Origin of the sequence: uncultured Lactobacillus sp., assembly GCF_947367085.1 — a bacterium.
Classification (GTDB): domain Bacteria; phylum Bacillota; class Bacilli; order Lactobacillales; family Lactobacillaceae; genus Lactobacillus.
On the sequence record NZ_CANBCP010000051.1, the window covers coordinates 1 to 12,440 of the forward strand.

Sequence of the window (12,440 nt, forward strand, 5' to 3'; positions counted from 1 at the left end):
ATTAAGCACAATTAATAAGCACAAAAATTAAGCACCGGATTTGGATGATCCGATAAAAAGAAAAACATTTGAGAGAACAAATTAAATATGTTGTTGAGAAGATGTCAGACATGACATCTTCATTTTTTTGCGTTAAAAAGCCGTAGGATTATTTCGATTTAACCCTACGGCTTTTATTTATCTTGAGATTTGAAATTCTTAGCGACTTTGGTGATTTAACTTTTTAGCTACATAGTCTCCTACTACTTGAACAATTAATACTAAAAGCAAGACTAAGATTGTAGCAACTAAAGTTACATCATTATTAAAACGATTATAACCATAAGATATTGCGGTATTACCTAAGCCGCCGGCTCCCACAGCACCAGCCATTGCAGTCAAACCAATCAAGCTGATTAAAGTCACAGTAGAAACTCGAGCTAATTCTGAACGGCTTTCTTTTAAATAAACATCAAAAATCAAATCATTGGTCGAAGCACCTAAAGCTTGAGCAGCTTCAACTTTACCTGGATCTACACTTTCTAGTGCAACTTGAACTTGACGAGCAAAAAATGGAAAAACTCCTAAAGTTAATGGAACTAAGGCTGCCTTCATTCCAATTTGAGTGCCAACAATTTTTTGAGTTAAAGGTGCTACAAAGGCTAATAAGATAATAAATGGAACCGCTCTAAAGATTGAAACTAGTTTATCAACAATATTGTAAACTAGCCTATTAGCTAAGATGCCATTAGGTTTAGTCAATATAAGCAACAAACCAAAAATTAGACCTAAAATTCCACCGAAGATAGCTGACCAAAATGTCATAAATAAGGTTTGAAATATTGCAGTTCCCCAACCTGCATCTCCGCCCCAGCCAAGGGCCACTACATTTGGAAAATATTTAACGAAAAAACTAGTCATCAGTCAAAACTCCCTTGTCTAATTTAGTTACAACAACATTTCTTTGTTCTAAAAAGCTGATTGCTTGTTTTTGTTGCTCATCATCAAGCTTCAATAGTATTGCTAAAGTACCAATCGCTTGACCACCCAATACCTCAACGTTTCCATAAAGAATACTTGCTTTAGTATTTAAAGCCACATCTAAATCAGCTACAACTGATTTAGTTACATCATTAATCTTATAAACCAGTTGGAAAAGTTGATCTTGAGCATCAAGTGAATTTAAATGATAAGTATTCAAAATATGTTGAGCCTCGAGTGCCCCACCAACAAATTGTTTAGTTAATTCTTTTTGCGGGTGAAGATAAATTTCACGCAAGTTGCCTTTTTCAATAATTTGACCATTTTCCATCACAGCTATTTTATTGGCAACTCTTTTAACAGCATCCATTTCATGAGTAATTAAAACAACTGTTAGTTTTAGCTTTTTATTGAGATCATACAAAATATCTAAAATCTGATTGGTTGTTTTAGGATCAAGAGCACTAGTTGCTTCATCAGAAATTAAAATATCCGGTTCATTAGCCAAGGCTCTAGCAATAGCTACACGTTGTTGCTGGCCTCCAGATAATTGAGCTGGATAATAATCCGCATAATCTTTTAATCCTACAAGATCTAATAAATGAAGACATCTTTTTTCTAACTCTTCATCATTCAAGTTGGCATGTTTTAAGGCAAATGCAACATTTTCCAAAACAGTTTCTTCATTTAGAAGATTGAAATGTTGAAAGATCATACCAATTTTTCTTCTTTTTTCTTGTAACTGCTTTTTGGAAATTTGTAACTTATGGTTGTTAAACAAGGTTGTTCCATTAACACTTACGCCTCCATTAGAGGGTTCTTGGAGCAAATTGATAGTCCTAACCAAAGTGGATTTTCCAGCTCCAGAAAAGCCGATTACGCCATAAATATCACCCTTTTCAACAGTTAAATTAACATTATTAACTGCTTTCACATCACCAAAAGTCACATCGATATTTTGTAAATCAATTTGTGCTGTCATCTATAACCCTCCTATTTCAACTTTAAGCCCCAAGCTACTACTTCGGTATCGCCGTACAATTTGTGTGCTAATTTTGCAGTTTTCTTTGTTTGGTAAGCTTTGATAACTTCTTGGTATAACTTCTTATCTTTATCGGTCTTACGTGAAACGATAACGTTGATCCATTGTTTTGAATCCTTGTTTAATGGTTCAATATAAATAGTTTCTTTATCGCCAAGCTTTGCCGGAACAGCATAAGTATTATTTACAACACTAGCATCAACGTCATCAATTACTCTAGCAGTCTGTTCTGCTGAAACTTCTTTAATCTTAAAATGATGTGGATTAGAAGTTATATTAGCAATTGTAGCTAAAGTAATGCCTTTTTTTAATTTAATCAAACCAGCATTTTTTAAAACATATAAGGCACGTGATTCATTTGATGCATCGTTTGGAACAGCAATTGTTGCACCATCTGGTAAATCTTTAATATTCTTGTATTTTTTCGAATATAGTCTAATAGGCGCAATATAGGTTCTACCAATTGGGGTTAAAGTCCCATGATTTGCTTTATTCCATTCATTCAAGAAAGCATAATGTTGGAATGAATTCAAATCAATATCTCCATTGGCTAAAGCTTTATTTGGCTGAGTATAATCAGTAAAATTCTTGAGCTTAATAGTAATTCCGTATTGCTCTTTAGCATCTTGCTGAACACTCTTCCATATTTCTTCGTCTTGTTTTGATAAGCCAACTACACCTATTGTTACAGTTTTATTAGTTTGTGTTTTGGGTGTAGGACCAAAGCTGAACCATCCAGCAATTAAAATTAGAACACCTACAATGGTCCAGATTATTCTATTTCTCACTCTCTTACGATGCATATAACTTTCCTCCCTAAAATAAAAAAAGCACTCATCCCTAATAAAAGGACGAGTGCTTCGTGTTACCACCTTTAATTTGCTAACTGCTCACACAATTAGCCTTGCTAAGTAGCTCCAAATGGAATTACTTTGCTTTGTTAACGAGAGCAACCCCGTCAGTAGTTAATTATTCACCACTGCCATTTATCAATTCAGCCCATGTTCAGAAGCTTTTCCTACCTATTTACACCAGACATAGGCTCTCTGAAAGTGAAAAGTTCTTCTTACTCTGCTGAAGAAATGTTTCAATTGTTAAAAATATAATATCTTTTTCATTTTTAATAGTCAAGAACTTTTTTACTTTTTTCTATGATTATTTAGAAAAAAGAAAAGATCAGCTAGAGCTGATCTTTAAAGTTTCATTCGTATTAGTGAATACGCTTTATTTACAAATAAAGTGCTTAACGATAATTAAGCGTTGTTTCGGATTGGATTTATCCGAATAAATTGTTGAGAAAAACATGTTGTTGAGAAGATGTCTCGAGGTTTTTTCCCTCTCGACATTTATAGTATATCACGATTCAAGTTATTTTAAAGCCTTTTTTGAAAAAATATTTCATTATTTAAATAACGTATTTAAGCTTGCATGTACTGCTTTCGAATATATTCCTTGGTGCTCTTTGCAATTTTAAATAACATCGCCATTGAAACGGCAACTAGGCATCAGTTTTCTTCAATTGATCTCAATTTGTTATTTAATCCTACAAAAAAAAGAACCAATCTTTGACTGGATCTCTTTTCAATATAATTCAATTAATTTTCATAAGCAATTTCTTGCTTTTGTCTTGCTTGGTAAGTAGTCAAAACGCTTCCATCCAAATCGGTCTTGTTCATATCAATTGCAGTAATTTGATTATTCTCATACGTGGTATAGTAATATACACCATGTTCTAAATCAGTACAGTCGGTATAAATGGTATATTCAAAAGTATTAGGTGCAACTTCATCCAATCCTTTTGGTTGCGCAATAGCTTGCATAATATGGAAATAATTAGTGATATCTTCAATATTATCCTTACCCTTCGGAGCATGTTGCAGGGTAAATGCAACCTTAACAAATCTACTTTCTGAATCCATACCACCAGGTAAAAAGTGTGTACCCATTCCGCGACTATATAAGTCAATATCTGTATTTGGAACCAGAGTATTTTTAGGTTGAGCTGGAGATACAGTAGCATAATTGCTTAAGTTAATTAATTGTTTAGGAAATTCTGGAACATTGGTCAAAACACCTACTGGATTATCATAATAATGCAATCCGTCTTTATCTGGTTCTAGAGTTAATGAAGCTCCAGTTTTATCTGCTAACAGCCAGTGTAACGGAGAAGGTGGGAATTGCTTTGAGAATTGATCATCATCCACATTGATGTCATCTAATAATTCCTTTACTTGAGCAATATTTTCACATTGACCCAAAATATAAGGTATTAATTCAAATGAAGCAATATTCTTTTTATCTTCCTTAGCTGGCATATATGTTGCACGATCTGCGTAAGCCAGTCCTGCCATGCCAAGCCCTTTTTCATTTGCTGCATCAAAAAATAATGGAAAGCCATCTTCGACAGCGGCCATTCCGACAATAGCATAGTGATTTTCGATATCATTTACTCGTTTCATTTTAATTTTATAATTACGAGGCATTACAACTACTTTTTGACCAAAAGTAACTTCCAAATCTAAATTTCTTCCGAAATAATGATTATTAGAACTATAGATAATTGAGGTACACATTTTTTCTCCTTTACACTTCTACTCTTTTACTCTATCTATACCTTACTACTTTTTGATCAAATTTTATAAAAAAAGAGATTTTGTACAAAAACAAAATCTCTAATTCTTTATGAATAAATCTTTGCTACTTTTTCTTGAATTTCTGGACGATCAAGAAATTCATCATATGTTGTTTCTGGACGGCTCACAATCCCCTGATCACCAATTTCAATAATGTGGTCCGCAATTGTTTGAATAAATTCATGATCGTGAGAACTAAATAGAATTGAACCTGGATAATCTTTGAGGGCATCATTTAAAGAAGTGATTGATTCCAAATCAAGATGGTTAGTTGGATCATCTAAAATTAAAACGTTTGCGGGTTCAAGCATCATTCTTGAAAGTTGGCAGCGTACTTTTTCACCACCAGAGAGAACCTTAATTTTCTTTTCGATCTCATCGCCACTAAATAACATCCGACCCAAAAAGCCACGTAAAAATGTATTATCGTCTTGCTCTTTAGATGCATATTGGCGTAACCAATCTAAGATTGTCAAGTCATCATTATTAAAGTTAGCGTTTAAATCGCGTGCCATATAATTGAACGAAGTAGTTTGTCCCCAAGTAACACTACCTGTGTCAGGCTTGATTTTACCTGCGAGAATATTAAGCAAAGCAGTTACTTTTCTAGTATCTTTAGATAAAAAGCCTACTTTATCACCAGGACGAACAATAAATGAAACGTTGTCTAAAATTTTTTCTCCATCAACACTGTATGAAACATCTTCCACTTTCAAAAGATCGTTTCCTAGCTCACGATTCATATCAAATTTAACATACGGATATTTTCTAAGTGATGGTTTAATATCATCTAAAGTGATCTTTTCAAGCTGCTTTTTACGTGAAGTTGCTTGTTTTGACTTTGATGCATTTGCTGAAAAACGAGCAATAAAGTTTTGAAGTTCTTTAATCTTCTCCTCTTTCTTAGCATTTTGATTAGCTGCAAGTTCTGAAGCCAATTTACTTGATTCATACCAAAAATCGTAATTTCCAACATAAAGTTGAATTTGACCCTTATCTACGTCACACATTTGTGTACATACTTGATTTAAAAAATGACGGTCGTGAGAAACTACGATTACGATATTTGGATAATCAGCCAAGAAATTTTCTAACCATTCAATTGTATGAACATCTAAACCGTTCGTAGGTTCGTCTAGTAATAAGATGTCAGGATTACCAAAAAGAGCTTGTGCAAGCAGAACTTTAACCTTTTCAGACTCAGCTAATTCGCTCATCTTTAGGTTATGTTTATCTTCGCTAATACCAACAGATTGAAGCAATTTAGCAGCATCAGCTTCGGCATTCCAGCCATCAAGTTCGGCAAACTTCGTTTCAAGCTCGGCTGCTTTTACACCATCTTCGTCTCCAAAATCAGGTTTTGCGTATAAAGCGTCTTTTTCTTGCATAACCTTATAGAGCTCTTTATGGCCTTGAATTACCGTTTCCATCACAGTGTAATCTTCAAAGGCAAAGTGGTCCTGGTTAAGACTTGACATTCTTTCATTGGCATCAATGGATATATTTCCTGTAGTAGGTTCCATCTTTCCTTCTAATAATTTAAGAAAAGTTGACTTACCTGCACCATTAGCTCCAATAATTCCATAACAATTACCTGGGGTAAATTTTAAATTAACGTCTTCATATAATGTTCGGCCTGATAAGTTTAAGCTCAAGTCGGATACTGTTATCAATAGTTTTACCTCACTTTTCTAGTTTTGTCTTAGCAAGTAGTATATCAAAATTTTAACTTATTATCTAGGCTACAAAAAAAGAACTGACCATAAGTCAGTTCTTTTTGCTTATTCAAATTCTAAGTGAATTAGTCTAAGTCAACGTTGTCTGGGAAGAATGCAAGACGTTCGCCTTTGCCAAGTTCTTCTTCGATTTCAAGTAAACGGTTGTACTTTTCAACACGTTCTGAACGAGCTGGAGCACCAGTCTTCAATTGACCACCGTTAACAGCAACAGCTAAGTCAGCGATGAATGTGTCACCAGTTTCACCTGAACGGTGAGAAATCATAGTGTTGTAACCATTCTTACGTGAAAGACGAATAGTTTCAAGAGTTTCAGTAACAGTACCGATTTGGTTCAACTTAATTAATGAAGCGTTACCAGCACCTTCGTGAATAGCCTTGTTCAAAAGCTTAGGGTTAGTACAAATAAAGTCATCAAGAACGATTTGGATACGGTCCTTGTGGCTTTCAGTGAACTTAACCATACCTTCAACGTCGTTTTCGTCGTATGGATCTTCCATAGAAATTAATTCTGGGAATTCTTCAAGCAACTTGTCGTAGTATTGTGCTAATTCTTCATCAGTCAATACTTTACCTTCCAAGTGGTACTTGCCATCTTCTTTGTTGTAGAAGTATGAAGCAGCACAGTCACATGCAATAGCGATATCTTCACCTGGCTTGTAACCAGCCTTGATGATTGATTCGTGTAAAGCCTTTAAAGCTTCTTCTGAGTTCTTCATGTTAGGAGCGAAACCACCTTCGTCACCTAAACCAGTTTCGTAACCCATGTCTTCAAGAACTTTCTTCAAAGTGTGGTATACGTTAACGATCTTTTCAAAACCATCACGGAATGAAGTCTTAGCAACTGGAGTAATCATGAATTCTTGAATGTCGATACCGTTGTCTGCGTGTTCACCACCGTTAATAACGTTGTGGAAAGTTTGAGGCATTTCAAGATCAGTACCACCAAGGTAACGGTATAAAGGTTGGTGAGTATCCTTAGCAGCTGCAACTGCAGTAGCCATAGACACACCTAAAATAGCGTTAGCACCAAGACGACCCTTGTTTGGAGTACCGTCTAAAGCAATCATAACAGCATCAATGTTTGGTTGGTCATGTGGATCTAAGCCCTTTAAAGCGTCGTTAATTTCAGTGTTAACGTTGTTAACAGCCTTCATAACGCCTTTACCACCAAGACGTGAACCACCATCACGCAATTCAACTGCTTCGTTTTCACCAGTTGAAGCACCTGAAGGAACTTCAGCCTTACCTACGATACCGTTTGAAAGAGTAACGTGAACTTCAACAGTTGGGTTACCACGTGAATCAAAAATTTCTAATGCATGTACATTTTCAATAACTGTTTTGAGCATTATTAAAATAAATCCTCCTTAGAATTTGTGGCGAAAAATACAATCTATCCAAACTTGGCTTAGCTAGTCTCTTCCGTCGCTTTTGGGCAGATGCCCTTTTTGACTACAGATTTATTTTAAAGCAACTTTGTGAGCATGTAAACTAAAGAAAGCGTTTTTATAAATCGAAATAAAAAAAGTTTGATCTTAGATCAAACTTTGAGCAATTGAAAAGCATAATACAGCTAAACTTGTAGCACCCAATATATCAGATGGATAGTGAGCGCGCATATTTAAACGAGAAATCACAACCAAAAGCCAGCTCACGACGAGGAAAATAAACAAACCGGCCCCAAATTGACTAACAAATATTTTCCACACCATTAAAAACATAATAGTTGCACTTAATACATGACCACTAGGAAATGAATAGCCATCTCTGGTTGCAAATCTGGTAATTGGTCTTTGTCTTTTGATTGAGTGTTTAAGAAAAATACCAATTAAATCTGTCACAAATAAAGTTGCCAATACCCAGATGCTGAACCAAGGGTGTCCTTCAAAAAATAAAATCAAAGCTAGAACAAAATCCCACACTACGATTAATTTTGGTTCATTCAAAAATGTGATAATCTTCCACATCATAGATTGATTTTCTTTAACTAACTTATGGTGCAAAATGCGATCATAACAATTAAAGCGTCGTGATTTACGAATATTAAAAATTAACCCAAATAAAATTAAAGCCGAAATAAAAAGGCCTATTAATGATTCAACTTTCAATTGTTCTTCCTCAACGTAAACGAATTTCTAAGTTTTATTTTAACAGGTCTTTTTAAATTTTGTTACTTAATCTACAAACTTTTAAATTACTTAATCTTTAGTTGTATCTCTCTTGTTAAGCCAAGTTCTGACAACTATTTTTGTAGGCTTTTTGTGTGGGTTTGCTAGACGATCTTGCAAAATATCAAACGCATTTTGAGCCATTTCATCACGAGGGATATGAATTGAGGAAATAGCTGGATAAACATATTTTACACTCGCCGTATCATTAAATGAGATTAAAGATACGCGCTCAGGTACTTCAATATTAGCTTCTCTAAGAGCTTTTAATGCACCTAGTGCCATTGGATCATTAGCTACAAATAATCCATGTGGAAATTCATCTTGTAATTTTTCTAGCTCTTTTTTGACCACCTGATAACCAGATTTCCATGAATAGTCACCTTGAAAGATGTTTTTAGCATTATAAAGTCCCTCTTCACGTAAATAACCTTCTAAATAAAATCTACGTAGGTCTTGAACTCGTTCATTATCGGTTGTTTTTTCACTTCCTGCTAAAAACCCTATATCACGAATCTTCTCTTTTTCAAATTCGTTAATCACTAATTTGATAGCATTGTCAAAGTCAGCAACAACACAATCGTGTCCTAAACTTAAGCTATCAAAATCCACAAAAATAACATTTTCACTTAATTCATTCAATTTCTGTGCTTGAGAGTGACTAAATTTACCAATCGCAATAATGCCAATAATATCTTCAGGTACTTGATCAATATGACTTTGAAAAATAGAAATAGTTTCAAAACCGCGCTGCTGACCTAATTTTTCTATCCGCAAACGTATCGACATATAATACAGGTCATCCAGTTCTTGACTTGGTGAATACCACTGAATGATTGCGATTCTAGGTGTTTTATTCGAACTAAACAAATGCTTTTTATAATTTAAATTTTTGGCAATTTGCTCGACTTTTAAACGGGTTTGTTCATTTACTGACAGCGTCAAATCCTTATTCAGAATTCTCGAAACTGTCGCAATCGACACGCCCGCTTGTTTAGCAATATCTTTTAAAGTTACTCCCATAAAAATTCCCTAATTATTTTTAACTTCAGCTATAAAGCGATCCCAGCCTTTTTGCCCTTCGACATCATCTTTATAGACACCAGCATTTTCTAATACTTTTGAAAAAACATCAGCTAGCCCTGTTTCAACTATCTCATCGACATTTGCGCTAGTCACGTTTTGCTTTTTCAGACTATCTGCCCAAGATTTATGTTCATCTTTAATTTCATTTGGCTGATCAAGCAAGTACTTCTTAACTTCTTGCATCTCACCTTTTAAACGGCCTGGCAAAATGGCACGCCCCATAACTTCAATTAAGCCAATATTTTCTTTTTTGATATGCCAATATTCATCGTGTGGGTGGAAAATACCTAATGGATATTTAGTGCTCGTATTGTTATCACGTAAAACTAGATCACAAATATAATTTTTGCCTTCAACATGCATAATTGGCGTCACTGTGTGGTGAAGTATACCGTCTTTTTTAGCAACAATATTTAAATCTTCATCGCTGTAATTTTGCCATTTATTGAGAATTAATGTCCCCAATTCAATAATTGAAGCTGGATCAGCACTAATTAAACGCAGATCGCTCATTGGCCAGTTGACAATTCCGGCTTTAACATCGGGATAATCTTCAAAAATAATGGCCTTTTTGATGTTGGCTTTCATCATTGGAAAGATATGTTTACCGCCTTGATAGTGTTCATGAGCAAGCATCGAACCTCCCACAATTGGTAAGTCGGCGTTGGAGCCAACAAAATAATGCGGAAACTGCTTTTCTATTTCAATTAAATTAATCAAGGTCTGTTGATTAATCTTCATTGGCTCGTGAACACTATCTAAGAAAATACAGTGTTCATTAAAGTACGCATATGGAGAATATTGAAAACCCCACTTTTGTCCGCCGATCATCATTCTAATAATCCGGTGATTACTTCTAGCAGCTTGACCAAGTTGTCCTTTGAAGCCTTCATTTTCCATACATAATGCACATTGAGGATATTTTTTAACATTATCATGAGCAGCTTGTGCGATAGCTTTAGGATCTTTTTCAGGCTTTGATAAGTTAATAGTAATCTCCAAATTACCATATTTAGTTGGCTTTTCAAAGACAACATTTTTCTTAATAGCTTCTAACTTAACATAGTCATTTCTTTCACATAAACCATAAAACCAATCGGTTGCCTGATTTGGTGATTGTTGATACTTTTCCCAAAAAGTTCTGTTAACTACTGAAGGACGAGGCGTCATCAAATCATACAACTGATCATTCAAGATTTCACGATCAGTGATACTATCTTCGATCACTTTATTTTTGACTGCTAACTTTATTAACTGCTTAACTAAACATTGACTATCATCAAAATCTTCTTGATCTTTTTGTCCAACTAAGGCTCTGATTCTATTAACCAAATAAAATTTGTCTAATGGTTCATAACTTCCACTAGCAATAACTTGATCTGCATATTTTTCAATTAAAGTCATTTTTATTCTTTCCTAAATATTAAATTCTTTGTGGGCCACCGACAACTTCTGCATCATAAAAACTTGCGTCGTACCCAATTTTTTCTCGATAGATTTTTCCAACGTTTTCTTTTAGTTCTTGTGCTTTATCCTTTCGAACGATCGCAATTGCACTACCGGCAAAACCGCCACCAATCATTCTTGCACCTAAAACGCCAGGTTGTTGCCAGGCATTTTCAGCTAGAGTATCTAATTCTTTACCAGAAACTTCATAATCATAATGAAGTGAAATATGAGAGGCATTAATCAGCCGACCTAATTCTTCGAGATCATTTTTTTGCATTGCATCGATTGCTCGTAAAGTTCTTTGATTTTCACTAACTGCATGACGTGCACGTTTAATCAAGGTTTCATCATTAATCAAGTAGGTATATTGATCAAAAGTTTCTTCATCTAATTCGCCAAGCTTGGAAATATTCAACTTCTTATTGAGGCGCTTAACAGCTTCTTGACACTCTGCAACTCTTTCATTATATTTGGAACTTGCTAAAGAGTGCTTTTTGTTAGTTGACATAATAACTATTTCATAATCACCAAGTTCCAGTGGTAAGTACTTATATTCTAATGTTGAGCAGTCTAAAAAGATCGCATTATCTTTTTTGCCCATCCCCACTGCGAATTGATCCATAATTCCTGAGTTTAAACCTACGAATTGGTTTTCTGTCTTTTGCCCTAATTTAACTAAGTCAAGTTGAGCAACATCGAGATCAAACTGATCCTTTAAAATCGTACCCATTAATAATTCAATCGAAGCAGATGACGAAAGACCCGCTCCATATGGAAGGTTGCCGTGAACTAGTAAGTTAAAACCATGATCAATCTGATAACCAAGATCTTTTAGATAAATGATCATCCCTTTGAAATAGTTAACCCAGCTTCTTGACTCATCTTTTTCAGATTCGTTACTGTCCAAATCAAAAGTAACGACCGCTCCATCTTCCATATTTTCTGAATACATGGCAACTGTCTTATCTAATCTTGCCCCATAAACTCCGTAAGTCCCTAAGCTAATTGCACAAGGAAATACATGGCCGCCATTATAATCAGTATGTTCACCAATCACATTAATTCGGCCAGGAGAAAAATAAACAGCTTCCCCATCTTCATTAAAAACATTTTTGTATTCATTAAGTAATTCTTGCTTATCCATAATTTACTCCTAGTTAAATTTCATTCATTTGAATTAAGTAAAACTTTTACTAAATTCAATATAACACTTTACTAAGCAGATTAAACAAACGCTTTCATTTTTTTACTATTTTACTAACCCGCTACGAAAAAAGGACCGCTTAAGTTGAGAGTAGCAGTCCTTTTAACGTGTATCTAGAAAAATGAGAATGAAGTATGTCTGTGTTGGAATGATTTTTTT

At 34.6% G+C, this 12,440-nt stretch carries 10 protein-coding genes and 1 other annotated feature; all 10 genes read right to left on the reverse strand.

Annotated features, from left to right (window positions below):
- Positions 1-198 precede the first annotated feature (198 nt).
- The 10 genes from Q0Y70_RS07805 to Q0Y70_RS07850 all read right to left on the reverse strand — a co-directional run bounded on the left by Q0Y70_RS07805 (position 199) and on the right by Q0Y70_RS07850 (position 12,221).
- Entirely contained in the window at positions 199-900 is a 702-nt protein-coding gene (locus tag Q0Y70_RS07805; protein ID WP_297819361.1) for a methionine ABC transporter permease, read from the reverse strand.
- Positions 893-1,942, reverse strand: coding sequence for a methionine ABC transporter ATP-binding protein (locus Q0Y70_RS07810; protein ID WP_297819364.1), 1,050 nt, complete (start codon positions 1,940-1,942; stop codon positions 893-895). The genes Q0Y70_RS07805 and Q0Y70_RS07810 overlap by 8 nt, the downstream gene beginning before the upstream one ends.
- A gap of 11 nt (positions 1,943-1,953) precedes the next feature.
- Positions 1,954-2,805: a MetQ/NlpA family ABC transporter substrate-binding protein gene (locus Q0Y70_RS07815; protein WP_297819367.1), complete on the reverse strand. Its 852-nt coding sequence runs from the start codon at positions 2,803-2,805 to the stop codon at positions 1,954-1,956.
- A gap of 41 nt (positions 2,806-2,846) precedes the next feature.
- Positions 2,847-3,093: a binding site (T-box leader), on the reverse strand.
- 504 nt (positions 3,094-3,597) lie between these two features.
- Complete coding sequence (bsh, locus tag Q0Y70_RS07820) at positions 3,598-4,575, reverse strand: choloylglycine hydrolase (RefSeq protein ID WP_297819371.1); 978 nt, start codon at positions 4,573-4,575, stop codon at positions 3,598-3,600.
- Positions 4,576-4,682: 107 nt separating this feature from the next.
- Positions 4,683-6,308: an ABC-F family ATP-binding cassette domain-containing protein gene (locus Q0Y70_RS07825; RefSeq protein WP_297819374.1), complete on the reverse strand. Its 1,626-nt coding sequence runs from the start codon at positions 6,306-6,308 to the stop codon at positions 4,683-4,685.
- Positions 6,309-6,436: 128 nt separating this feature from the next.
- On the reverse strand, positions 6,437-7,723 hold the full coding sequence (eno, locus tag Q0Y70_RS07830; RefSeq protein ID WP_297819377.1) for a phosphopyruvate hydratase: 1,287 nt from the start codon (positions 7,721-7,723) through the stop codon (positions 6,437-6,439).
- 186 nt (positions 7,724-7,909) lie between these two features.
- The gene (locus tag Q0Y70_RS07835; protein ID WP_297819380.1) at positions 7,910-8,482 is read right to left on the reverse strand and encodes a phosphatase PAP2 family protein; all 573 of its coding nucleotides are present in this window, start codon (positions 8,480-8,482) and stop codon (positions 7,910-7,912) included.
- Between the two features lie 90 nt (positions 8,483-8,572).
- Positions 8,573-9,565 carry a LacI family DNA-binding transcriptional regulator gene (locus tag Q0Y70_RS07840; RefSeq protein ID WP_297819383.1) on the reverse strand — a complete coding sequence of 331 codons (993 nt, stop codon included), beginning with the start codon at positions 9,563-9,565 and terminating at the stop codon, positions 8,573-8,575.
- 9 nt (positions 9,566-9,574) lie between these two features.
- The gene (locus tag Q0Y70_RS07845) at positions 9,575-11,032 is read right to left on the reverse strand and encodes a UDP-glucose--hexose-1-phosphate uridylyltransferase (protein WP_297819386.1); all 1,458 of its coding nucleotides are present in this window, start codon (positions 11,030-11,032) and stop codon (positions 9,575-9,577) included.
- Between the two features lie 19 nt (positions 11,033-11,051).
- Entirely contained in the window at positions 11,052-12,221 is a 1,170-nt protein-coding gene (locus Q0Y70_RS07850) for a galactokinase (protein WP_297819389.1), read from the reverse strand.
- Positions 12,222-12,440: the final 219 nt, after the last annotated feature.

Excerpts from the sequence above, each read along its gene's own strand:
- Q0Y70_RS07850 (WP_297819389.1), bottom strand. The coding sequence starts at position 12,221 with ATGGATAAGCAAGAATTACTTAATGAATACAAAAATGTTTTTAATGAA.
- eno (WP_297819377.1), bottom strand. The coding sequence starts at position 7,723 with ATGCTCAAAACAGTTATTGAAAATGTACATGCATTAGAAATTTTTGAT.
- Q0Y70_RS07845 (WP_297819386.1), bottom strand. The coding sequence starts at position 11,032 with ATGACTTTAATTGAAAAATATGCAGATCAAGTTATTGCTAGTGGAAGT.
- Q0Y70_RS07815 (WP_297819367.1), bottom strand. The coding sequence starts at position 2,805 with ATGCATCGTAAGAGAGTGAGAAATAGAATAATCTGGACCATTGTAGGT.
- Q0Y70_RS07840 (WP_297819383.1), bottom strand. The coding sequence starts at position 9,565 with ATGGGAGTAACTTTAAAAGATATTGCTAAACAAGCGGGCGTGTCGATT.
- bsh (WP_297819371.1), bottom strand. The coding sequence starts at position 4,575 with ATGTGTACCTCAATTATCTATAGTTCTAATAATCATTATTTCGGAAGA.
- Q0Y70_RS07810 (WP_297819364.1), bottom strand. The coding sequence starts at position 1,942 with ATGACAGCACAAATTGATTTACAAAATATCGATGTGACTTTTGGTGAT.
- Q0Y70_RS07805 (WP_297819361.1), bottom strand. The coding sequence starts at position 900 with ATGACTAGTTTTTTCGTTAAATATTTTCCAAATGTAGTGGCCCTTGGC.